Source organism: Arthrobacter sp. (assembly GCF_031179985.1).
Classification (GTDB): domain Bacteria; phylum Actinomycetota; class Actinomycetes; order Actinomycetales; family Micrococcaceae; genus Arthrobacter.
In genome coordinates, this window is the sequence record NZ_JAPSHJ010000007.1 from 59,375 (window position 1) to 82,609 (window position 23,235).

A 23,235-nucleotide genomic window follows, 5' to 3' on the forward strand; every position below is an offset into this window, starting at 1 on the left:
TTCTCCTTTTATCGAACGATCTGAGTATCGCTGAACACCGAATGCACTTCCTGTTGACGGCCAGGAACTGCAGCGCCCACGCCGGAGGGCGGCGGGTTCTGATGCTGGGAACCAACCAACACAAGCGGCGGTCGGTACCGCCACAATATATATGGCGTCAGACCTGCTTGAGTGCCTGCTCCAGGTCGCCAATGAGGTCATCCGCATCTTCCAGGCCCACGGATAGCCGCACCACGCCGTCCGTCAGTCCGATGGCAGCCCGACCTTCCGGTCCCATCGCGCGATGGGTTGTGGTGGCCGGGTGCGTGATGAGGGATTTTGAATCGCCGAGGTTGTTGGAGATATCGATGATCCGCAGGGCGTCAAGGAGGGCAAACGCGGCGTCCTTGGCAGTGCGCCCGGCCGAGGGGTTCAGCTCCAGGGTCAGCACCGTTCCGCCGGCCTTCATCTGCTTGGCTGCCAGCTCGTATTGGGGGTGGGATTTCAGCAGTGGGTACTTCACCCAGCTGACGCCCGGCTGCTGCTCCAGCCATTCGGCGAGGCGAAGTGCTGAGGCAGAGGAATGGTTGACCCGCAGCGCCATGGTCTCCAGTCCCTTGGCCAGTACCCAGGCATTGAAGGAGGATAGCGAAGGGCCGGTGTGCCGCATGAGCTGCTTCACCGGGCCGTCTATGAATTCCCTGGTTCCCATGATGGCGCCACCCAGTACCCGGCCCTGGCCGTCAATGTGCTTGGTGCCGGAGTACACAATGACATCCGCGCCGAGGTCTCCACAGCGCTGCAACAGGGGAGTGGCAAAGACGTTGTCGACGACGACGGTTGCACCCGCGGCGTGCGCCAGTTCGCTGACAGCCGCGATGTCCACAATCTCCTGCATGGGGTTGGAGGGTGATTCAAAGAAAACGGCGGTGGTGGGAACGGATAATGCCTCGCGCCACTGCTCCAGGTTCGGGCCGTCGACGAAGACAGTCTCTACGCCCCACCGCGGCAGGATCTCGTTGAGGATCACGAAGCAGGAACCAAACAGCGAGCGTGCCGCCACTACCCTGTCACCTGCAGCCAGGAGCGCGCCGAGGGCTGTGAAGACCGCGGACATGCCGGACGCCGTCGCAAAGCATGCTTCGGTGCCTTCCAATAGCCGCAGGCGTTCCTGGAAGGTTGCCACGGTCGGGTTGCCGTAGCGCGAGTAGACGAAGCGTTCGTCCTCACCCGTAAAGGCGCGCTCGGCTGCGGCCGCGGACTCATAGACGAAGCCGGAATTGAGGAAAACCGGCTCAGCAGTCTCCTGGAAGTTGGTGCGGTCGAGTCCGCCGCGAACAGCCTGGGTGTCAGGGCTCCAGCCAGCGGCGTCAGGGTTGAAGGTCACTTAGTTCTTTCCAAGGTTGGTGGGAAGGCCGCGGTTCTTCCAGCCGTTGACGGTGCGCTCGCCGTAGCGGTCGGGCTCGCCTTCGAACCCTTCAAGGATGTTGTACGAGGTGTAGCCCGCTTGCGTGGCGGCGATGGCTGCGGAGATGGAGCGCTGGCCGGAGCGACACAGGAAAACGAGCTCGACGCCGGGATCCTCAGGCGCCTGCTGCTTGAGTTGGCCGATGAAATCCGGGTTCGGCACTCCGCCGGGGAAGGACCAGGAAATGAACAGGGGATCGTTCTCCGTCGCTTTGGTCTCGGGGATGCCGATGTGGGCCCATTCGCCCTCGGTGCGGACGTCCACAAGGATGGCGCCGGCTTCGAGTTTGGCCCAGGCGTCTTCAGGTGTCAGGTCTCCGGCGTAGCTCATGCGTGCCCCTCAAATGAGTCTTGGGCGTCGTCGTCAGCGTTTTCGTCGGCTTCGAGACGGTCAACAGCGGTGGCAACTGCGGCATCGGCGCTGGCTATGGCCGTGGGGAGCACGAGTGCTTGCGCCACGATGACATTGATGCCGTTGTACGTGGCGGCCGGGCTTCCGTGCAGCACGTAGCCTTCGCTCAGGGCAGTGGAAATCCGCTCGCAGAAGCTGCGGTCATCCGGGCCGGTAATCAGTCGGTAGGTCAGTTTTTCTTCCGAAGCGGCAGCTTGGGCGCTGGGGGCCGGAATAGTTTGGGCAGGTGCGTCAGACACGAGGGTCTCCTTCTCTCACGCTTGCAGCTCGATGGGGTCGAATGCCGAGTATTCACCTGAGGCACCCCGCCGCGGGAGGAGGGTTGCCGACCGGCAAGTCAGGGCTTGGCACCGGTTCTCATTACTCCTCAAAAAAGTAACACTTACGACGGCGCCCTGCACCGCCGTCGTCGTCATGTTCCGTAACGGGTGGACATGTCCGCCATTGCCATTTCGGATCCCAAGAAATTTCGGCGCAAACGCACGGGTTCACCGGGCCGGCTGCAAAGAGTTGGTAAGCATACTTGCCATAGGGATAGTAAGCATGCTTATCGTAGAGCGTTGGATGGTATGCGCTGAGGGTTCTGCCCATGGCAGTAAGAATCGCAACCAGGAGGAGGGCTGGACGGATGATTCGGAATCAGGACGCCAACACCTGGAGCACGCATCAGCTGCTGTCTATGGCTGCACGGCTCGTTGAACGGCGGCAGGACCGTGCGCTGGCAGCATTGGGGCTTACCCACGCGGCCGTTATAGCTCTCCAGTGCCTCGACGGCGGCCCACTGAATCAGGAAAGGCTGGCAGCCCAGATCAAAGTGCAGAGCCAAAGTCTGGGCAAAGTGCTGGCGCGGCTTGAAGCGAGCGGCCTGGTAACACGCTCCCGCAGCCCCGTGGACCGCCGCAGCATAGATGTAGCCATCACCGAAGCCGGCCGCAGGGCGCTGGATGCTGCACGGCAGGCCGAACGGGACGCCCTTCCTCCTGGCATTTCGCGCCGCCGGTCACTTCACGATGAACTGGCCCGTGTCATTGATTTTTTCCCGGATCGGCCGGGCCCGGTTCCGGATATACGGACTGGACCCCAGGCCTTAACGGAAGTACGCCGCGAGCCCCCAGCGAAGACCCACCAAGAGCGGGTCTCCGAGGACTCCAAGGAGCAGGAGGAGCCGCCACAAGGTCCTTCCTGACGACACTTACCAACTGCGGGGCCCACCCGCAGGAAGGCCCTATTCGGTTCTTGCGAAAAGCTCGCTGAGTTCCGCGGTGAGTTGTTTGCGGAGCGCCGGAGTCCCGATTTCCTTGCCGTCAATGTGGTTGACCGGCGCCAGGAGGCGGATGCTGGAAATCAGCCAGACGGCGTCGGCATCCAGCAGGTCCTGCGGCTCCAGCGGGCCATAGCCCAGCTCCCAGCCCGCAGCCTTTGCCGCCGTGAAAAGAGCACCCTGGGAAGTGCCCGGGAGGATCCCGCTGTCCAGTTGGGGCGTGATAAGCCGCTTGACTGTGCGACTGGCGCCGCCGTCGTCCACCGATTGGACGTGGGCGAGCAGTACGGTGGAGGTGGGACCCTCCAACACCCGGCCGTCCGCGGATGTAAAGATGACGTCGTCGGCGCCCTGCTTGTGGGCGTACCGCAGGGCTGCCATATTGACCGCGTAGGACAGGGTCTTGGCTCCGAGGAGCAGCCATGGGGCGCGCTCACCGGCTTCGCTGTCATAGCCACGATCCAGCAGGATAACGTCCACGCCTGTTTCACGCTGGCGACGGCCGGCGGCAGGCACCGGTGATACCTGTACCCAGCAGGTGGGGCCGGACGAGCCTTCGACGCCGCGGGTGACCAGGAGCTTCACCACCGCTTCGTCTTCCACCGGGTCAACGGAAGGATGCTTCCCGCGGTACTCCGTCAACGCCGTCGCGATGGCCAAGCGCCACGAATCCTGGCCCGGGATGTGAAGGTCCAGGTGCCGGGCGGAACCCTCCAGCCGGTCCAGGTGCGCCTGCAGCTTCCGCGGATGTCCCGCTACAGCCAGGAGGGACTCGAAGACGCCGTCGCCGCGGGTGGCTCCCTGGTCCGTAGCCATCAGTTGCGGCTGTGAAGCGTCCGCAATCCGGCCGTTGGGAAACTCGGGATCAAGGAACACCAGCACCGTGGCGGGAGCAGCAGAAGTCATGCCTCCAGCTTAGTAGGGGCTGCTGCGGGATAGGCTGTGGACAATGCCCGCTCTGGAACAGGTCCAGCGGGCTGTGAACTATGGGGGTTCATTTTGCTCTGGCCGTTTCCGTTGGCTGGCACGTTGCCACCTTGGCTTATCTTGTTCCTGAGCCTGCTTGACCTGGTGATCCGCGTCCTGGCTGTTGGAATCATCCCCGGGAACCGTCGCCCCACGACGGCCATGGCCTGGCTGCTGGGCATTTTCTTTGTGCCTGTGCTGGGACTGGTGCTTTTCCTCCTTTTCGGCAATTTCAGGCTTTCACGCAGGCGCAGGGCACAGCAGGAGGCGGTGAACAGGCGGATCCAGGCCGGCACATCGCAATTGGCCAGACTGGAGAGCCGGTACTCCGGTCCCGAGTGGGTGGGTTCGGCCGCCGAACTGAACCGAAGGCTCGGTTCCCTGCCCATGGTGGACGGCAACAGTGTGGAGCTGCTGCCGGGGTATCCGGATTCAATCAAGGCAATGACTGCAGCCGTGCGCAAGGCCAAGGTCTTCGTCAACGCCGAGTTCTACATCATGAGCACGGACCATGTGACCGAAGACCTCTTCGAAGCCCTGGTCGAGGCCGCCGAGCGGGGTGTTGAGGTCCGCGTCCTGTTCGATCACCTCGGCACGTTGCGCATCAAGGGCTACCGGAAGCTCATAAGACGCCTCAATGACAGCAAGATCCAGTGGCGCCCCATGCTCCCGCTGCGTCCCGTGCATGGACAATGGCGCCGGCCCGATCTCCGCAACCACCGCAAAATTATGGTGATCGACGGCGAAGTGGCCTTCACCGGATCCCAGAACCTGATCGAGCCCTCGTACAACAATCCCCGGCACCGCAAAGTGGGCCGCGAGTGGGTTGAACTCATGACGTGCCTGCGCGGCCCGATCGTTACCACCATTAATGTGGTCTTCGCCACCGACTGGCTGAGTGAAACAGACGATTCCCTGGAGGATCAGCTGGCGCACCCGCCCGAACTGGCACCCGGCACCGTGACGGCCCAGGTGGTGCCCAGCGGCCCGGGATTCAGCACCGAAAACAACCTGCGGCTCTTCAACACCCTCATCTACTCCGCCCAGCACCGGATCTCTATCTGCAGCCCGTACTTCGTCCCGGACGACTCCCTGCTGTATGCGGTGACCACGGCGGCGCAGCGGGGGGTCGCCGTCGAACTCTTCGTCTCCGAAAAGGGCGACCAGCTCCTGGTGCACCACGCCCAGAGGTCCTACTACCAGGCGTTGCTGGAAGCCGGCGTGCGCATCTACCTCTATCAAGCGCCGTTTGTGCTGCACGCCAAGCACTTCACCATCGACGACGAAGTGGCTGTCCTTGGGTCCAGCAACATGGACATGCGGTCGTTTTCGCTGAACCTCGAGGTCTCCGTGATGCTCCTGGGGCAGGACATCGTCACCCGGATGAGGGCTGTGGAGGACACCTACCGGGACATCTCGCACGAACTCCAGCTCGAGGACTGGATGCAGCGGCCCATGCTGGTCAAGTACGTGGACAACGTGGCGCGGCTGACGGCGACCCTGCAGTAGGCCTGCCTGCGTCCGGGGAGGTTTAGCCGGGGAACTCGGCCCCAAGTGTGGAAAGCACACCGTACGCCTTGGTCCGGATCTCCTCGTACTCCTCCTGCGGCGAGGAATCGGCCGTGATGGCACCGCCGACGCCGAGGCTGAGCTCGGCACGGCCGTCGCCGTCGGCCCTGATCACCAGGGTTCGGATGGCGACGGCCAGATCGGTGGCCCCATTGAGGGAAAAGTAGCCGATGGCACCCGAGTACACACCGCGAGGGGCCTCTTCCAGCCGGTCCAGAATGGCCATGGTGCTGATTTTGGGAGCGCCCGTCATGGAGCCGGCGGGGAAGCAGGCCGCAACTGCCTCGGCCCGGGAAGCCCCTGGCAGGAGTTGAGCGTCAATGGTGCTCACCAGTTGGTGGACGGTGGCGTAGCTCTCCACCACGCATAAGCGGCTCACTGTTACGCTGCCGGGCTCGGCGAAATGGCTGAGGTCGTTCCGCAACAGGTCCACAATCATGATGTTCTCGGCCCGGTCCTTTGGGGACGATTCCAGGTCGGCGCGAAGGGCAGCATCCTGTTCCGCATTTAGCGAGCGGCCCCGCGTGCCCTTGATGGGTTCGGCCCGCATGCTGCCGGCGGAAGTGATCCTGAGGAAGCGCTCCGGTGAGGTGCTGGCCACTGAGAGGCTGCCGAAACGCAGGAGACTCCCGAAAGGGGCAGGATTCCTTTGCCGGAGCTGCACGTAAGTTTGCCAGGGATCCACTGCGGTCCCATGTGCATGGAGCGCTGTCGTCAGGCAGATTTCGTAGGAGTTGCCTTCAGCAATCTCGTGCTGCGCCACCCCTATCTTGTGTTTGTAATCCACCTCAGTGTCCCGGGCGGTGAATTCCAGCCCACCGACGCCTGGTTTCTTGGAAAGTTCGACGGCGTGGACACCTGCGTCAGCACCGTCACCTGCGGCAGTGCTCCCCGCGGCCCCCGAGGCTGCCGTCACGGCTTGGGCAGCTTGTGACACCCATTCCGCGGCGTCTGGTGCTTCAAGGGCGAACAGCCAGACGGAACCCTTCCGATGGTCCAGGACCACAGCACGCCCGGCGAAGATCAAGGCGGAATCCGGTGTGGGGGATCCGGCGTTACTTCCGCCTGTCTCGCGCTTCAGTTCATAGCCCAGATAGCCCAGCCAGCCAAGGGTGAATTCACCGCCGTAGCCCTCGGGCGCGGGAACAATGCTGCTTCCCCAGACCGCATCCAGCCAGCGGAAGAAGGGGCCTTCGATCCTCGCGGTGGCGCAGCCTGTGCTTACCGTTGTGATCCCGTTGCGGTGCGTGGCCATCTGGCCATGGCTGCCGCCGTCGTCGGCCAGAATACTGAACCGCCTGCGCTCCGCTGCAGGCGAGGCCCCAACGGCGCCCGCGGAAGAACCGGTATCCCGCGCAAGGTCCGGGCCGTCCGAAGAGTCCAGCCACACGGCATTGGTCGAGGCTCCGTAGAGCGTTTCGTAGAGGGCCATGGCGTCAGGCTCCGCGTCGATCCGTTGCGCTCGCAGCTTCAGGCCGCGGCGGGTTGAGAGCTCCGGCAACAGTACGCCAGAGCAGGACGGCAGGTACTGAAGGGCACGCAGGACGTCCCCGGGGGCGTTGCCGTCTGCCCGGTTGAGTACCCGCACGTCAATGTTCTCCAGCACCGCATCCGCGGCCAGCCACTCGACTTCCTGCGCCGCCCAGAGATCCCAGTACGGCTCATAAGTGCTTCCATCACGGGACAAGGCGCGTGCGCGGCGTTCGTCGTCGGGGGCCTCTGTCCAGACCACTGCGTCCAAAAGGGGCCGGGCCGCATCAGAGGCCGCTCCCACTCCCTCGACGATCACAATTTCAGCGGGAAGCGTGACTCTGACGTCGCCGTCGTAATGCTTCTCCCAATCCCACGTCACCCATTCGGCGCCCTGCCCGCTTCGCAAGGGCGCGAGCACGGTGGTGATATAGCGTTCCACCCCGGCCGCAAGCCCGTTCCAGCCCGGATAGATGTCCTCGAGGTGGAAAAGGGAGACCTTGTGATGGGCGCGCAAACTTGCCGCCAGTTCGATAGCGATGGTTGTTTTGCCTGCTCCGGACCGCCCGTCGATGGCAATGATCACAGGTGCGGGGCTCATGGAATAGAGCGTACCTGCTGCTCCGGAGGGTCCTGGTACTTCTGCAGCTGGAGCTGGGCCCTGACATGCTTAACAATTCCGGGCACAGAAGCCTGGATAAGCCGCCAGGTCTCTTCGAAATCGGACTGGCCTCCGTACCAGGGATCGTCAATGCCGCGGTCCAGATTGTCGCCGTCGGCCACCACCGGATCGAAGGAGCGCAGCATGCGGATCCGGGCGCGGGATTGCTCGTCCGGTGCCGCTTCCAGAAGCCAGCCGTAATGGTCGACGTCCAAGGCCAGGATGAGGTGGCGCTCAGCGAACCATTCCTGTTGCCATTTCCTTGCTCGATGCCCGCTTGAGTCGATCGATCGGGCTGCAAGAATCCGGGCAGCGCGGGGATCAACGGGGCGGCCTGCTTCATAGGCCGTGGTACCGGCGGAATCCACCACAACGACGTCGCTCAGACCGGCTGCTGCGAAGGCGTCTGCGAGCATCCGTTCAGCCATGGGGGAGCGGCAGATGTTGCCGGTGCAGACCGCAATGATCCGGTAGGGGTTCGACGACGGGGACATGCGCTAAGCATGCTGCAGCGTTTCCGGTTTGGCTAGCCCGCAAGCAAGGCCTGTGCCGATCGGCGCTGGGTTGCCCTTAACTTTGGGCAGGGTGGACAGGCGAGCACAATCGTTGACTTTTTCAACAATGTATATTCTCATGAATATAGCAAAGCATCACGTGCCGTGTGGCCGGGTGCATACGTCCGCGGCATCACATGCCAGCAGCAAAGGAGCAGCCATGAGCCTGTCAGGCAAAGTAGCAATCGTCACCGGCGGCGCCAGAGGCCTGGGGCTGGCTTACGCGAGGGAGCTTTCACGCCAGGGCGCCGCCGTCGTCGTCAACGACGTTGACGTCTCCGCAGCGGAAGAGGCTGTGGCATTGATCCGGTCCGACGGCGGCAGGGCTGTAACAGCGGTTGCTCCCGTAGGCAGCAAGGAAGCCGCAAAACTGCTCGTAAACACTGCAGTTACCGAATTCGGACGCCTGGACATCCTGGTGACCAACGCCGGCATCCTGCGGGACAAGAGCCTGTTGAAGATGACCGACGAGGATTTTGACCTGGTGATCAACGTCCACCTGCGCGGCACCTTTACCTGTGCACGTGAAGCATTCGCCTACTTCAAGGAAAACGGGGTGGCCGGCAGGATCATCACCATCGGCTCACCCACCGGCCAGCGCGGAAACTTCGGCCAGACCAACTACGCCGCCGCCAAAGCCGGAATCGTGGGGATGGTCCGCACCTGGGCACTGGAAATGAAGAAGGCAGGCGTCACTGCCAACACCGTAGTCCCGGTGGCGGCCACCGCCATGACCAAGACTATTCCTTACTTCCAGAAGGCTGTCGAGGCCGACGAGCGCGGCGAAGCGATGCCCGACTTCTTCCGGCAGGAGCTCGGTTTCGGAACGGCCGACGACGTCTCCGGGCTGATTGCCTTCCTCGCTTCCGACGCCGCTTCCGGCATCACCGGCCAGGTGATCGGCGCCGGCGGTGACCGCCTGCAGTTGTGGACCCACCCGGAGGCAGCCGTCACCCACTACTGCGACGGCGGCTGGAGTTACCAGGAGCTCGTGGAAAACTTCACCCCGCTGTTCGGAGGCAAGCTGCAGAGCGTGGGCGAGGAGTTCCTCCCGCTGCCGGAGGAGCTTAAGCCTGCCCAGCAGGAACCAGTACCGGTGCAGGCACGCTGACATGCCCGCATCCCCCACTGTCCAGCCGTACGAGCTGGGCGTTGATGCCTCGAAGCTCGCTGCGATCGACATGCACGTCCACCTCGAGGTGGACGGGCACGGGCATGGTTCCCTACCCGCAGCGCTAACCAAGGCCTCAGCAAAATACTTCAAGGCCGAGGACCGGACGCCTTCGATAGACCGGATTGCCGAGGTGTACCGCGAGCTGAACATGGCCGCCGTCGTGTTCACCGTGGACGCCCGGACGCAGCTCAGACATGAGCCCAACTCCATTCCTGAGCTCATCGCCGGTGCCGCGCGGAACAACGACGTCCTGATTCCCTTCGGGAGCGTGGACCCGCGCACCGGCACGGAAGCGATTCGAGGTGCCAGGCATCAGGCGGTGGACCTTGGCGCACGCGGTTTCAAATTCCACCCCAGCCTGCAGGGCTTCGATCCGTCCGATGAACAGTTCTACCCGCTGTGGGAGACGCTGCAGGAACTGGGGCTGCCGGCCATTTTCCATACAGGGCAGAACGGCATGGGCGCTGGACTCCCTGGGGGCTATGGAATCAAGCTGGCCTACTCCAATCCACTGCTGCTCGACGCTGTTGCCGCTGACTTCCCGGAGCTGCAGATCATCATGGCCCACCCCTCGGTGCCGTGGCAGGACGAGGCGAACTCGATCGCCACCCATAAGGCCAATGTGTTCATTGACCTTTCCGGCTGGTCCCCGAAGTATTTTCCGGAATCCCTGGTGAAGGCCGCCAATTCGATGCTTCAGGACAAGGTGCTGTTCGGCACTGACTTCCCTCTCATCACCCCGCAGAAGTGGCTCGGCGCCTTCGCCGATCTGCCGCTGAAGGACGAGGTGCGGCCAAAGATCCTCAAGGAGAACGCCGTGCGGCTCCTCGGGCTCGCCGCCTGATTCAACTCATTCACCCAGGTGCGCAAAACCCCAAACTGCCGCACCGCCGTCGTCCTTACTCACTAGAAACCGCTACTTCTGGAGGCAACAATGCCCAATCTCGTCGTCGACTTCGACAAACTGCTCACTCTCGCCGGCACCGATCTCGGCGTCACCGAATACCGGGATATCACCCAGGAACAGATCAACAGGTTCGCGGAGGCGACGGGCGACGACCAGTGGATTCACGTGGACCCGGAGAGAGCCAAGGACGGGCCGTTCGGTGCGCCCATCGCCCACGGCTTCCTCACCCTCTCGCTCATCATCCCGTTCTGGGGCGAGCTCTTCGACGTCGAAGGTGTGGCCACGAAAGTGAATTACGGGCTCGACAAGGTCCGCTTCACCTCACCTGTGATGGTGGGCTCACGCATCCGCATGCAGGCCACCATCGCCGAAATCATCGAGGTGAAGGGCGGCGCCCAGATCAAGGTGGCCAATACCATCCAGATTGAAGGCCAGGAGCGCCCCGCCGTGGTGGCAGAATTTCTGGCCCGCTTCTACAAGTAGAGCTGCCTGGGGAACAGCAGCAGGACTAACTTGGGATAAGAGAGGATTCACGATGGAAAATTTTGGCATCGGCTCCTGGCTGCAGCGTCGCCGCCCGAAGTCGGGCAGTAAGACTGTGCTGGTGGCCGGAGACCGGCACGTCAGCTACGACCAGCTGGCGGACCGCACCCTCCGCCTCGCCCACGCGCTCAAAGACCGCGGCGTGGTCAAGGGTGACCGGGTGGCCTACCTGGGCGAGAACCACCCGGCGTTCCTTGAAACACTCTTTGCCTGCGGGACTCTGGGGGCGGTCTTCGTGCCGCTCAACACCCGGCTGGCGCCACCGGAAATCCATTTCCAGCTGCAGGACTGTGCGGTCACAGTCTTGATCCATTCGCAGAGCCTCAGCGAACTGGCCACCCGCGGAGCTATGGGGACCGGCGTTGGGAGGCTCGTCGTCGTCGACGATTTGGTAGACGGCGACAGCCGGACAGACTCACAAAGCGCAACCGGCGCCGTTCCGCTTGAGGATTTTGAGGAGGTTCTGGCCTCCTCTGCCGCCGATCCGCTGGACGAACCGGTGGGGCTGGATGACGCAGCCATGATCCTGTACACCTCGGGCACCACCGGTCAACCCAAGGGTGCTGTGCTCACGCACGGAAACATCACCTGGAACTGCTTCAACGTGATCGTGGATTTTGACTTCTCCTCGGCTGACATTGCGCTCATGATCTCGCCGATGTTCCACGTGGCCTCGCTGGATATGGGTGTTCTGCCCACCATCCTGAAGGGCGGCACCGTAGTACTGGAGTCCAAGTTCGATCCCGGGCGGACCCTGGAACTCATCGAGCGGCACCGCGCCACCACCATCAGCGGCGTTCCCACCACCTACCAGTTGCTCTGCGAGCACCCGCACTGGCCCACGGCGGACATCAGCTCGCTGAACAAGCTCACCTGCGGCGGGTCTGCAGTGCCCATGCGGGTGCTCGAGGCTTATGAGGCGCGCGGCCTGCGGTTTTCCAACGGTTACGGCATGACTGAAACAGCGCCCGGAGCCACCACCCTTCCCGCCGACCGCTCCCGCGAGAAGGCCGGTTCTTCGGGTCTGCCGCATTTCTTCACGGACATCCGGATCGCTGACCTCATGGGAGGCGTGGTCCCTGCAGGTGAGGTGGGGGAGATCCAGATCAAAGGGCCCAACGTCATCCCCGGGTACTGGAACAGGCCGGAGGCAGCTGCCGAATGCTTTGCCGACGGCGACTGGTTCAGGTCCGGCGACATGGGCTACAAGGACGCGGACGGATTCCTTTTCATCTCCGACAGGCTCAAGGACATGATCATTTCCGGCGGAGAGAACATCTACCCGGCGGAGGTGGAACAGGCCATCCTCGAGCTTGTTGCAGTGTCCAGCGTGGCAGTGATCGGCATCCCGGATCACAAGTGGGGCGAGGTGCCCAGGGCGGTGGTGGTGCTGCGCGAGGACGCGCATCTCAGCGAGGACGAGCTCAGGGAGCACCTTGAAGGCAGGCTGGCCCGCTATAAGATCCCGAAATCAGTGATCTTCGTGGACGATCTGCCGAGGACGGCGAGCGGGAAGATCCGCAAGGCCGCGCTGCGTTCATCCTTCAGTGGATGAGTGCCAGCATCACACCAACTGCAACGAACAGCACACCGAAAACCCGGTTCAGGATGGTCTGTCCGCGGGCGTTTTGAGTGAAGCGCTGGAACCATGCGGCGGCCGCGGCGAAGAAGAACCACATCACCACGACGTCTATCAGCACTATGGTTACGGCCAGGACCAGGTACTGCGGAACCAGGGGCTGTTCAGGTCGGATGAACTGCGGCATAAATGCCAGGAAGAAGACGATCGCCTTCGGATTAAGCATGTTGACCCACAAGCCGCGCCGGAACATGGAGGCAGCGGACTCGTTCCGGAGGGACTCAACGACGGTCTGGTCAAGGTCCGGCTTGTGCATAAACTGCCGGATTCCCAGGTAGACGAGGTAGGCGGCGCCCGCATAGCGGATGACGTTGAATAACACGGGGGACCCGGACACCAGCACCCCCACGCCCAAGGCCACAAGCAGGATTTGAATGATCAGCGCCGCCTGCTGGCCCAGGATTCCCCAGATGGCACGCCGGAAGCCGGAGTTCAGCGAGTTGCTCATCGTGTTGATCGCGCCCGCACCGGGCGTCAGGCTGATGAGGACTCCGGTGCCCGCGAGGGCGAGCCACAGGGAAGGTTGCATCAGTAAAGTTTACGGGCCACCTCGCGGTGGGCGGACTGGCCTACTTGGGGCGGTTGTTCTTGCCGTCCAGCCACAGTTCCGTCGACTCGTCCCGATGGACGCCATCAGACCCGACGTGTTTTTCGCTGATCATCGGTCCGTTCTTGATGCGGTTTTTTCTTCGATGGTGTCCAGGTAGGCCTGAAATGACATGAATAGGTTCCTTCCGCTTGGAGTATCGGTTTCGTGTTGCCCCCGCTCCAGTCAGCTGGAACGGAGGCCGTAGCTCAGGATCATGTTGCCTTTGCTGGTCCGCTGCGAATCCTGAAGCTCCAGCCTCGTGACGGGGTCGCCCTCTTCAAAGAGGTGCTTGCCCGATGCTGCAATCACGGGGTGGATCATCAGCGTCAGCGAATCGAGCAAGCCGGCGAAAAGCAGTTGGCGGACCACTGAAATACTGCCGAACACATTGACGTCCCCGCCTTCGGTGTCTTTGAGCTGTTGGACAAAGTCCTCCAGCGGGCCCTGGATGAGCCGAGAATTCTCCCACTCCAGCTTTTCCGGGAGGGTCCTGGAAGCCACGAACTTCGGGAGGGTATTGATGAAGCCGGCGAAATCCTGATCCTGGCTCGCGTTGGGCCAATAGCCCGCCCATTCCTCATAGCTCACCCTGCCCAGAATGCCTGCGTCCACGCTCTGCATCATGCTGTCCAGTCCTGCCCCGAGCTCATCATCAAAGCTGTCGAACTGCCACAGGTTCGGGGACTGAGCGACGCCGTCGAGGGAGTAAAAAAGGCCGGCTGACAATTTGCGCATTGAGGTTCTCCCCTGGGGACTCGTAGTGGCTTGTTCTTGCACCCTATAGAGGCTTCCACGCAGGGGGAACCATTCGGGGAAGCAAATATCGGTCCTTATGACGGGGGCTGGATTGTAGCCCTCCCCGGGCGCTGGGTTAGCCTTTATAAGGCATGGGCGGATTCCGGAAGGCATACTGCCCCTCTTCCCGTGCCCCGGTGCTGTGCCGCACCGCTCGATTCTTCAACAACCACGAAGGCGCTCCAGCGCTTCTTCAAGACCACGGATGGAGCCAGTCATGGCTGTTAGGACCGACCCCCCAGTCCCGGCTCCCATAGTCCCGAACGTAGCCGTCACCGCCCCCACTCCCGAACAGCTTCAGTCTGTCCGGGGGACCTTGCGCTCCGCACGCAGGCTCAAAACGGAAGTTTTGGGCGGGTTGGTGGTGGCCCTGGCCCTGATTCCGGAAGCGATTGCGTTTTCAATCATTGCAGGCGTTGATCCCAGGCTGGGTCTGTTCGCATCCTTCACCATGGCGGTCACCATTGCCTTGGTAGGCGGACGCCCCGCAATGATCTCTGCAGCCACCGGCGCCGTCGCCCTGGTGATCGCGCCCCTGGTCAAGTCCCACGGCGTCGATTACCTGATTGCAGCCGTCATCCTTGCAGGGATCTTCCAGATCGTCCTGGGGCTGTCCGGGGTGGCAAAACTCATGCGCTTCATTCCCCGGTCCGTGATGGTGGGATTCGTCAACTCCCTGGCCATCCTGATCTTCATGTCACAGGTACCGGATCTGCTGGGCGTCCCGTGGCTGGTCTACCCCCTCGTTGCCCTTGGCCTCGTGATTGTCTTCGGGCTGCCGAAACTGACCAGGGCGGTGCCGGCCCCGCTTGTTGCCATTGTGGTCCTGACGCTCATTGCGGTAGTGGCTTCAGCGGATGTGCCCACCGTCGGGGACAAGGGTGCGTTGCCGGAATCCCTGCCGTCGCTGTTCATCCCTAATGTGCCCTTCGGCCTCGAGACCCTGCAGATCATCTTCCCCTTCGCCCTCGCCATGGCTTTTGTCGGACTGCTGGAATCGCTCATGACGGCCAAGCTCGTCGATGACGTCACGGACACCCGCTCAAACAAGAGCCGCGAGGCGTGGGGGCAGGGAGTCGCCAACATTGTTACCGGCTTCTTCGGGGGAATGGGCGGCTGCGCGATGATCGGCCAGACCATGATCAACGTCAAGGCTTCGGGCGCGCGGACCAGGATCTCGACCTTCCTGGCCGGTGTCTTCCTGCTCATCCTGGTGGTCGCCCTCGGTGACGTCGTAGCCGTGATCCCGATGGCCGCACTCGTAGCAGTAATGATCTTTGTTTCCTGGGCCACCTTCGACTGGCACAGCATCCACCCCCGGACGCTGAAGATGATGCCCCGGAGCGAAACCCTGGTCATGGTCGCCACTGTGATCGTCGTCGTCGCCACCCACAACCTGGCTATTGGCGTCGGCGTCGGAGTCCTGGTGGCCATGGTGCTGTTTGCCCGCCGAGTGGCCCACTTCGTCACCGTCGAGCGGACTGTCACCACCATCAACGGGCAGGAGACGGCGAGCTACGTTGTGGACGGCGAGCTCTTCTTCGCTTCCTCGAACGACCTCTATACCCAGTTCGAATACGCCCTGGATCCGGAACGCGTGATTATCGATATGCACGCCTCACACCTCTGGGATGCCTCTACCATCGCCACCCTGGACGCCATCACCGACAAGTACCACAAGCACGGCAAGGACGTGAAGATCATCGGCCTCAACGACGCCAGTACCCTCATGCGGGAACGACTCAAAGGAAAACTCGGTGCCGGAAACTAATCGAGGGCCGGTGACCGCCCCGGATACGCAGCCCGCGAAGGGTCCGCACGGTTCTGCCAGGACCGAACGGTTCTTCAGTGCCCTGACACGCTGCAGAAAAGCCCTGATCCCGGAAAAGCTGGAGCGGCGCCTGAACACGCCCTCAGGCCTGCTGTGGGGCTATGTTGTTGTCCACCTTTTCTTCCTGGCGTACATGTTGACGTTCGTCCTTCAGGGCCAGGCCTTCAGCGACACCAACATCTACCGCGACTGGGCCGCCGGAGGGTTCCGCGAAGAGAACCTGGCCGGGCTGCCCAGCCCGTGGGTGTACCCGATTCTGGCCCTGCTCCCCATCGCTATTGCCGGCATGGCCGGGCCCGGACCGTTCCTGCTCATCTGGGTGCTGATGATCAGCGCGCTCAACGCGCTCGCGGTTGGGCACCTGACCAAATGGGGCAAGAACACCGCCGCCCTCCCCGCCGCCTGGTGGTGGCTCGGCTTCATCTTCCTCATGGGCTTCCTCGGCTTCGCCCGCGTGGATGGTTTAACGGCCCCACTGGTTCTGAGTGCACTTCTCTTCGGGGTGTCCCGCCCCTTCGCGGCCTCGCTGCTCCTCAGCATCGCCACCTGGATCAAGGTATGGCCTGCTGCCGTTGTCCTGACTCTGCTCACCGTCGCCAGGCGCCGGCTGCACGTGCTGGCGGCCGGAGTGCTGGTGACCGCTATCGCCGTGGGCGGCGCCGCAGTGCTGGGGGTAGCGCCGAAGCTCCTGAATTTCCTGACCGCGCAGGGGGATCGGGGCATGCAGCTGGAGGCTACTTTCACCACCCCCTGGCTGTGGCTGAGCGTACTGAACACGGGCAGCTCGCGGATGTACATGAACACCGAGATCAACTCCATGCAGGTGGATGGTCCCGGTACCGAGATCATGTCCTTCCTGATGCAGCCGTTGCTTGCCTTGGCTGCCGTACTGGTCGGGGTGCTGATCTTCCGGGCGCTGCACGCCGGCAACCGCGTGGGCTTGTCGGACCGCAGCGAGCTCCTGCTGGTCGGAACGCTCACCATGACCACCGCCTTTGTGGTTTTCAACAAGGTGGGATCACCCCAGTTCATGGTTTGGCTGGCTCCTGCTGTTGCAGTGGGACTGGCAAGCCATTGGAAGCAGTGGCGGGTGCCGGCGGCCATTCTGATCGCCATCGCTGTGACCACGTACTTTATCTACCCGCTTTTCTACGATGCATTGAGCCACAACAACCCCCTGATGGCGTTGGTTCTGACCATCCGGAACGTGCTTTTGGTGGTGCTCTTCTGCTGGTCCGTGCGACGTCTCTACCGTCTGAGCAAGCATGCGCCGGAGGGTGAAGTTGCCGATGAAGCCGAGACCCGCTGACATGCTGCAAAAGGTTGGCCAGGGACTGACGCGCCTTCGTGGGAAGGTCCTGACACCGGCTACGGTGAAGTGGCTGAGCAGGCCTTCCTCCGTCTGGTGGGGCTTCGCGGTTGTCCATCTCTACTTCCTGGGCTGGATGATGTCCTTCATCCTCAAGGGCGAAATGTTCAGCGACACCCTGCAGTACCGGGAATGGGCCGTGAACGGAGCCAACCCCGGAAACGGTGAGGCGTCCATCAGCCCCTGGGTGTACCCGGCACTGGCGCAGCTGCCCATTTACTTCTCCAACATCGCCGGGCCGGACCACTACCTGCTGGTGTGGACGCTAATGATCACGGCCCTCAACGCGGTGGCCCTGGCTTATCTGATCCGTGGCGGTAGACGGCCTGAGGGAATTGCTCCCGCCTGGTGGTGGCTGGGCTTTACCGTGTTCATGGGATACCTCAGCTTCGCCCGTGTGGAGGGAATCACGGCGCCCATCGTCCTGATTGCTTTGCTCTTCGCGGCCCGCAGGCCCGCGGTTGCCGCCGTTCTGCTCAGCATAGCCACGTGGATCAAGGTCTCTCCGGCGGCTGTCCTCCTGCCGATCCTGATTGCCAGCAGGGATCGCGTCAAAATCATCGCCGCCGGTATTGCCGTGAGCGCAGCCGTAGTGGTGGGTACGTACTGGGCCGGCGGCATCAGCCACCTGTTTGATTTCCTCACCAACCAAGGCGAGCGGGGGATGCAGCTCGAGGCCACATTTTCCACTCCCTGGCTCTGGCTGAGCGTCCTGAACATCGGCGACGCAAAAATTGCGGACAACGTGGCCATCAACTCCTCGGAAGTGTATGGCCCCGGGGTTTCCATTGCAGCCGTTCTGATGCAGCCTCTGTTCCTGGTCGCCGTGGCCGCCGGTGCTGTCCTGCTGATGTGGGCCCTGCACAGGGGAGCAGAGCGCGAAGAGCTGTTCCTCGAAGGCGCGCTCATGATGACAGCAGCGTTCATCGTCTTCAACAAGGTGGGTTCACCGCAGTTCATCATCTGGCTCGCTCCGGTGGTGGTGGCGGGCCTCACCCATGATTGGAACCGCTGGAAGGTGCCCGGCGCCCTGCTGATGTCCATAGCAGCGCTCACCTTCGTGATTTATCCCTTGTTCTACACACCGCTGATCCACGGCCACCCGCTGATTGCACTGGTCCTCACGGCGCGGAACGTGCTCCTGGTGGTTCTCCTGTACTGGTCCGTACAACGCACGCTGGAGTTGGCGGCCCGCAAGGGGCGGCCAGTCGAAGCTGCCGCTGCGGGACGCTCGCAGGACTAGCTTGGAATGTCCTCGGGGCGGCGCTGGCGGGACAGCAGCGCTGCCTTGGCCGCCGGCGTTACCAGCAGCTTGCGCGTTTTCTTGTCTATGAACAGCAGGTACAGGACGAAGGCCAAGGCGACGAAGAAGGCCAGGGTGGAGGCCTGATAGTCCAACTCGACGAATCCCCACACTGAGAGCTGGTCCTGGGCTCCAAACACCACAAAGAACGTGATGATGACGTAGACGGTCCAGATCTGCCAGTCGTCCCGGATGCCCGTTACGGCGAGCAGGGGGATGAACCAGAGGACGTACCAGGGCTGGATGATCGGCGAAAGCACCACGATCGCGGCGAAGCCCAGAGCCATCCTCCGAATGAGCCTGGAGTGGTCTCCCCTGAACATCAGCAGGACCACCAGGCCCACCCCGGCGTATTTGAGCAGCGACCGCAATCCCGAGGCGAGCATTCCGCCGTCGAGCCCCAACGCATTGGCCAGGCCCTCCACCTGCTGGCCGAGGAAGCCGGACGGCGAATAACCGGTGTAACCCGGCGTCGGATCCGTGATGGCCGAAACCCAGCCCATACCCAGCCCGAACGGGACGCCGCTGACTGCCAGCACGCCGAAACTGATGGCGGCTGTCAGGAACCAGTACCAGAACTTCCTTCCCCAGCCCGCGGCCTGGCCAGCCCACAGCAGGCCGATAAAGGGCAGGAGAACAATGGAAATGGGCTTGATGCCAATGGAGGCAGTGACCAGGAGGACTCCCCAGAGACCGCGATTCGTGGCCGCGAAGTAAGTCCCTGCAACGGCCAGTCCCACCATGAGGGCGTCGTTATGGGCGCTGGCCACGAAACTGATCAGGAAGAGCGGGTTGGCCACGGCTATCCACAAGGCCCTGCCGCCGTTGATGCCGTGAAGCTGCGCGAGTTTGGGGATGTAAACCATACATAGGACCACACCGGCAACGGCAATCAGGCGGAACAGGAAAACAGAGAAGTCAGGCTGTGCCCCCGTGATGTGCACTACCAGGCCCTCCAGCCAGAGGAAGTAGGGGCCGTAGGGCGTCCTTGCCTCGGCCCAGGCCGGGTCAGCACCGAGGGCGAACCAGTTGCTGAGGGCAGAGATGCCGGTGTTGTAGGGGTTGAGGTTTTCCAGGACCAGCCGCCCTTGCCCGGTGTAGGCGTACACGTCCCGGGAATAGATGGGCACGGCAAAGAGCATGGGCGCTGACCAGACCGCGATAGCCCAGGCCACTGACCTCAGCGATCCCGGACCCCAATTCCCCAGCCGCTGTCCGAGGCGCAGCCACGAGCGCATCAGCATCATGGCTCCGAGGGTGAGCAGCAGGGTAGCGGTGGTGACTCCCCAGCCTTCCGTGCGGAGGGCAATAACCAGTGGGTGGCGGATCATCGGGGAACCGTTCGCGATCCATCCTGTGCCGATGGATCCGACGAACATCATGAGGGAGCCCACCAGACCCTGGAGGATGGCCCAGTAGGCGCGGGGAGGAGTATCGACGGCGATCTCCCCTGTGCCGGAGCGGGAGGGCTGACTCTCCTCTACTTGGTGCTCCACCTGACCTCCGGTGCCCTTGGACGAATTGGCGGACATCATGATGGGGAACTCTCGGGTGGGCTAGGCTGAACCGACAGCGAAGGCGGTTCAGACGACCCCCAAGCGCAGCTCCATGTTAGCACCGAGCCTCCGCCTGCCACTGTCATTTGACAGCCCGACGCCGTCCGTTACGCTCCGTTGTCCGCGTTCGGTCTCTGACTCGGCGCGCTGGGCTCAACTCCCCGAAGAATGACTGTCTTGGCCACCTTCCGTCAGTTCGCTTTCCGTATCAGGGCCGCCGTCGTCGTCGCAACCAGTCTGATTGACGAGGGAGCTGGCCTGTGCGCCGCCGCCGGTGTGGAGGCCTGTGCTGGCGGTGGCAGGAAAAGCGGTGGGCATGGCCAGTCCCGTTCCGATGCTCAGGGCCAGCAGCACCCCGGCTGTTGCCCGGACGATCCTTCCCATCTCAGCTCTCCATCCCTTGCCTGCCTGTAATAAGCATGCAGCAGTGGGTTGTGGACGCACCGTGACGGGGCTGAGCGAGGCCTGTGAAGGCCCCCTGCTAGCCGGGATCCAGGGTCGAAATCTAGTCCTGGCCCAGCCGGGCCGCTCGCGCAGCGAGGTAACGGCGCTCGGGGAGGCTGGCCGTCGAGCTTGCAGCGCGGAGATACGCCTCACGCGCCGCCGGGGCATCGCCGGTCAGTTCGAGAAGGTGTGCCCGCACCGCATCAAGGCGATGGCTGCGCGTGAGCTGTGGATCTGCTTCGACGGTGCCCAGCACCGCCAAACCTGCGAGCGGTCCCTTCACCATGGCCACTGCTACGGCCCGGTTCAGCGTGACCACCGGGCTTGGCGCGATCCGCTCCAGCACGTCGTAAAGCGCCAGGATCTGGGGCCAGTCGGTATCTTCGGCCTTTGGTGCTTCGTCGTGGATGGCCGCGATGGCCGCCTGCAGCTGGTAGGGACCCACCGAGGCTTTGCCCAACGTGCTGGTCAAGAGCCCAACCCCTTCCTGGATCTGGGCGGTGTCCCAAAGACTGCGGTCCTGTTCAGTGAGCGGCACCAGGCCGCCGCCGGGCAGCGTGCGGGCTGACCTCCGGGCATCCGTCAGCAGCATGAGTGCCAGCAGGCCGGAGCTTTCGCCCCTCGCCGGTGATGTTGCCGGGATGACGTCCAGCAGCAGACGCGCAAGCCGGATGGCCTCGCCCGTGAGGTCCGCGCGCTGCAGGGAACGGCCTGAGCTCGCGGAATAACCCTCATTGAAGATCAGATAAAGGACCTGCTGGACGACGGCGGTCCTCGCCATGATCTCGTCAGGTGCCGGCGGCTCAAACCGGGCACCGGCACGGGTAATGCTGCCCTTGGCCCGGCTGATCCGCTGCGCCATGGTGGCCTCGGGAACCAGGAAGGCGCTGGCGATTTCAGCAGTGGTCAGGCCACCGACGGCACGAAGGGTCAGGGCCAGCTGGGACGGCGGTGAAAGCGCCGGGTGGCAGCATAAGTACAGCAGCGTCAGTGTGTCATCGGCGTCAGGTGACACGCCGCCGTCGTACTCCCGGTGCTCCCACGCAGGCTCCCCGCGCATGGACACTGCTCCGGAAGCATGCAACGCAGAAGATTCCAGGGCAAAAGTTTCTTCCCGGCGGCGGCGGGCGCTCTCGCTGCGCCACTGATCCACCAGGCGCCGGCTGGCTACTGTCACCAGCCACCCGTGGGGATTATCCGGGATGCCGTCCCGGGGCCAGCTGAGCGAAGCTTCCAGCAGCGCCTCCTGCACAGCGTCCTCGCACGCATCAAACTGGCTATAGCGGCGGATGAGCAGGCCGAGGACCTGCGGCGCGAGCGTGCGCAGCAGGTCCTCCAGCGGACGGCTTCCCGGTTCCATGTATGCGGCCTCGGCGTTCCCCGCCTTACTGCCGGCTAGACATCCGGCGGCCCGTCCTGGACGGCCCTCAACTCCACCGTTCCGGCGTACTTGACGATGCTGGAGCAGATCTCGATGGCCCGTTTCTCGCTGGCCACATCGACTACCCAGTATCCGATGAGAGATTCCTTGGACTCGGCGTACGGACCGTCTGTGGTGATCACGCCGTCGTGCGTCTGCTTGACCAGTTTTGCGGTGCTGCCGTCAGCCAGCCCGGCGTTGAACACCAGCTCGCCGGAGTCCGTGAGGTCCTTGTCGATCTGGATCATGAACCCGATCATTTCCTGGATCCATGCCGGGTCCGCGGTTTCCATCATCGTTTCGCCCGAACCGAACATCATGATCATGTACTTCATCTCTGGCTCCTTGGTTACTGGCACCTCTTTGGTGCCTTCATTCATAGGTCGGAGGCGCTGCCTGTTTCTCTACATGCTCCGGAACATTTTTTGAAGAAAGTTCGACGGCGGTTGCAGGCCAGGAGGTCCGCCCCGCCGTCACGCTCGGGGTCACGCTCGGGGTCACGCCCGGGCGATGACCTCACCGTTGGGGATCAGGAACCAGCCGTCGTCAGTGGAACCCCAGCGGTGCCAGCCGGCGGAGAGGCGGGCCAGGTCTGCTGCCTGGGCGAAGCCGTACTCCAACGCCTGCTCCGCGAAGGCCGAGTGCCGCACGCGCTCACTCCAAACCCGTGCCTGCCAGCGCCGCTGCTGACCAGTGGCGTAAAGCCAGTTGCTGCTGCTGGGTGCGACGTCGGTGAAGCCTGCGGCCTGGGCCCAGGAAACCAGCCTGCGCCCGGCGTCCGGTTCCGCGCCATTGCGGCGGGCAATCTTTTGGTAAAGCTCCATCCACTCGTCCAGTTCGGGGATGGTGGGGTACCAGCTCATGCCGTGGAAATCTGCGTCGCGCACGGCCACGATCCCGCCGGGTTTGGCCACACGCCTCATCTCACGCAGCGCTTCCACGGGGTCGGTCAGGTGCTGGAGGACCTGGTGGGCATGGACGACGTCGAACGTTCCGTCGTCAAAGTCCAGGTCGTAGATGTTCCCGGCGGCGAACTCGACGTTCGCCACGCCGCGTTCTGCTGCCAGGGACCTGGCCTGGGCGATGATGTCAGGGGACCTGTCCAGCCCGGTCACTTTGCCGGGGGCCACCATAGCAGCGAAATCGCACGTGATGCTTCCCGGGCCGCAGCCCACGTCCAGTACCGATGCGCCCCTGGTGAGATGGGGGATGACAAACGCGGCCGAGTTCTCCGCAGTCCGGGACGCATGGGCGCGCACAACAGATTCATGGTGGCCGTGGGTGTAGACGTCGTCAGGCTGCTCGGCACTCATAGTGAAACGCTAC

The 23,235-nt window shown here is 63.1% G+C and carries 22 protein-coding genes and 1 riboswitch; of the genes, 9 read left to right on the top strand and 13 right to left on the bottom strand.

Going from position 1 to position 23,235, the window contains the following annotated elements; genetic code table 11:
* Nucleotides 1-157: 157 nt before the first annotated feature.
* From RIN13_RS05185 to RIN13_RS05195, 3 genes are read right to left on the bottom strand one after another with little or no spacing between them, the layout of a single operon-like run.
* On the bottom strand, nt 158-1,366 hold the full coding sequence (locus RIN13_RS05185; RefSeq protein ID WP_309106273.1) for an O-succinylhomoserine sulfhydrylase: 1,209 nt from the start codon (nt 1,364-1,366) through the stop codon (nt 158-160).
* Nucleotides 1,367-1,777, bottom strand: a complete 411-nt coding sequence (locus RIN13_RS05190; RefSeq protein WP_309106274.1) for a rhodanese-like domain-containing protein — start codon at nt 1,775-1,777, stop codon at nt 1,367-1,369.
* Entirely contained in the window at nt 1,774-2,097 is a 324-nt protein-coding gene (locus RIN13_RS05195) for a DUF1737 domain-containing protein (protein ID WP_309106275.1), read from the bottom strand. The genes RIN13_RS05190 and RIN13_RS05195 overlap by 4 nt, the downstream gene beginning before the upstream one ends.
* Nucleotides 2,098-2,109: 12 nt before the next feature.
* A riboswitch (SAM riboswitch) is annotated at nt 2,110-2,223 on the bottom strand.
* Between the two features lie 263 nt (nt 2,224-2,486).
* Here RIN13_RS05195 and RIN13_RS05200 point away from each other — a divergent pair.
* Nucleotides 2,487-3,044, top strand: a complete 558-nt coding sequence (locus RIN13_RS05200; RefSeq protein ID WP_309106276.1) for a MarR family transcriptional regulator — start codon at nt 2,487-2,489, stop codon at nt 3,042-3,044.
* Between the two features lie 39 nt (nt 3,045-3,083).
* Here RIN13_RS05200 and RIN13_RS05205 read toward each other — a convergent pair whose 3' ends face one another.
* Nucleotides 3,084-4,025 carry an aminodeoxychorismate lyase gene (locus RIN13_RS05205; RefSeq protein ID WP_309106277.1) on the bottom strand — a complete coding sequence of 314 codons (942 nt, stop codon included), beginning with the start codon at nt 4,023-4,025 and terminating at the stop codon, nt 3,084-3,086.
* A gap of 93 nt (nt 4,026-4,118) precedes the next feature.
* Between RIN13_RS05205 and cls the strand changes: the two genes are divergently transcribed.
* Nucleotides 4,119-5,594 (top strand): cardiolipin synthase, encoded by a 1,476-nt coding sequence (gene cls, locus RIN13_RS05210; protein WP_309106278.1) that lies wholly within the window; start codon nt 4,119-4,121, stop codon nt 5,592-5,594.
* Between the two features lie 22 nt (nt 5,595-5,616).
* Here the strand turns inward: cls and RIN13_RS05215 are convergent, their stop codons facing one another.
* A complete protein-coding gene (locus tag RIN13_RS05215; RefSeq protein WP_309106279.1) occupies nt 5,617-7,725 on the bottom strand; it encodes a chorismate-binding protein in 2,109 nt (702 codons plus the stop codon).
* A complete protein-coding gene (locus tag RIN13_RS05220; RefSeq protein ID WP_309106280.1) occupies nt 7,722-8,279 on the bottom strand; it encodes a low molecular weight protein-tyrosine-phosphatase in 558 nt (185 codons plus the stop codon). Before RIN13_RS05220 ends, RIN13_RS05215 begins: the two co-directional genes overlap by 4 nt.
* Nucleotides 8,280-8,499: 220 nt before the next feature.
* On the opposite strand from RIN13_RS05220, the gene RIN13_RS05225 reads away from it, so the two are divergent.
* The 4 genes from RIN13_RS05225 (at nt 8,500) to menE (ending at nt 12,518) form a co-directional block, all read left to right on the top strand.
* Complete coding sequence (locus RIN13_RS05225) at nt 8,500-9,450, top strand: SDR family NAD(P)-dependent oxidoreductase (RefSeq protein WP_309106281.1); 951 nt, start codon at nt 8,500-8,502, stop codon at nt 9,448-9,450.
* A 1-nt stretch (nt 9,451) separates the two neighbouring features.
* Nucleotides 9,452-10,357 (top strand): amidohydrolase family protein, encoded by a 906-nt coding sequence (locus RIN13_RS05230; protein WP_309106282.1) that lies wholly within the window; start codon nt 9,452-9,454, stop codon nt 10,355-10,357.
* Between the two features lie 90 nt (nt 10,358-10,447).
* A complete protein-coding gene (locus RIN13_RS05235; protein ID WP_309106283.1) occupies nt 10,448-10,903 on the top strand; it encodes a MaoC family dehydratase in 456 nt (151 codons plus the stop codon).
* 52 nt (nt 10,904-10,955) lie between these two features.
* Nucleotides 10,956-12,518 (top strand): o-succinylbenzoate--CoA ligase, encoded by a 1,563-nt coding sequence (menE, locus tag RIN13_RS05240; protein ID WP_309106284.1) that lies wholly within the window; start codon nt 10,956-10,958, stop codon nt 12,516-12,518.
* Here the strand turns inward: menE and RIN13_RS05245 are convergent.
* On the bottom strand, nt 12,508-13,131 hold the full coding sequence (locus tag RIN13_RS05245; protein WP_309106285.1) for a LysE family transporter: 624 nt from the start codon (nt 13,129-13,131) through the stop codon (nt 12,508-12,510). The two genes, menE and RIN13_RS05245, sit on opposite strands and share 11 nt — an antisense overlap.
* 243 nt (nt 13,132-13,374) lie before the next feature.
* The gene (locus RIN13_RS05250; protein WP_309106286.1) at nt 13,375-13,926 is read right to left on the bottom strand and encodes a dihydrofolate reductase family protein; all 552 of its coding nucleotides are present in this window, start codon (nt 13,924-13,926) and stop codon (nt 13,375-13,377) included.
* 277 nt (nt 13,927-14,203) lie between these two features.
* Here RIN13_RS05250 and RIN13_RS05255 point away from each other — a divergent pair, with 277 nt between their 5' ends.
* The 3 genes from RIN13_RS05255 to RIN13_RS05265 all read left to right on the top strand — a co-directional run bounded on the left by RIN13_RS05255 (nt 14,204) and on the right by RIN13_RS05265 (nt 18,429).
* The gene (locus tag RIN13_RS05255; protein WP_309106287.1) at nt 14,204-15,757 is read left to right on the top strand and encodes a SulP family inorganic anion transporter; all 1,554 of its coding nucleotides are present in this window, start codon (nt 14,204-14,206) and stop codon (nt 15,755-15,757) included.
* A gap of 118 nt (nt 15,758-15,875) precedes the next feature.
* Nucleotides 15,876-17,126, top strand: coding sequence for a glycosyltransferase family 87 protein (locus RIN13_RS05260; RefSeq protein ID WP_309106349.1), 1,251 nt, complete (start codon nt 15,876-15,878; stop codon nt 17,124-17,126).
* Nucleotides 17,107-18,429: a glycosyltransferase 87 family protein gene (locus RIN13_RS05265; RefSeq protein ID WP_309106288.1), complete on the top strand. Its 1,323-nt coding sequence runs from the start codon at nt 17,107-17,109 to the stop codon at nt 18,427-18,429. Before RIN13_RS05260 ends, RIN13_RS05265 begins: the two co-directional genes overlap by 20 nt.
* Here RIN13_RS05265 and mptB read toward each other — a convergent pair.
* From mptB to RIN13_RS05290, 5 genes are all read right to left on the bottom strand, one after another.
* Complete coding sequence (gene mptB, locus RIN13_RS05270; RefSeq protein WP_309106289.1) at nt 18,426-20,024, bottom strand: polyprenol phosphomannose-dependent alpha 1,6 mannosyltransferase MptB; 1,599 nt, start codon at nt 20,022-20,024, stop codon at nt 18,426-18,428. The genes RIN13_RS05265 and mptB overlap by 4 nt on opposite strands.
* A 174-nt stretch (nt 20,025-20,198) precedes the next feature.
* Nucleotides 20,199-20,429, bottom strand: a complete 231-nt coding sequence (locus tag RIN13_RS05275) for a hypothetical protein (protein WP_309106290.1) — start codon at nt 20,427-20,429, stop codon at nt 20,199-20,201.
* A 121-nt stretch (nt 20,430-20,550) separates the two neighbouring features.
* On the bottom strand, nt 20,551-21,849 hold the full coding sequence (locus RIN13_RS05280; RefSeq protein WP_309106291.1) for a DUF6596 domain-containing protein: 1,299 nt from the start codon (nt 21,847-21,849) through the stop codon (nt 20,551-20,553).
* Nucleotides 21,850-21,884: 35 nt separating this feature from the next.
* Entirely contained in the window at nt 21,885-22,244 is a 360-nt protein-coding gene (locus tag RIN13_RS05285; RefSeq protein ID WP_309106292.1) for a YciI family protein, read from the bottom strand.
* 162 nt (nt 22,245-22,406) lie between these two features.
* On the bottom strand, nt 22,407-23,222 hold the full coding sequence (locus tag RIN13_RS05290; protein ID WP_309106293.1) for a methyltransferase domain-containing protein: 816 nt from the start codon (nt 23,220-23,222) through the stop codon (nt 22,407-22,409).
* Nucleotides 23,223-23,235: the final 13 nt, after the last annotated feature.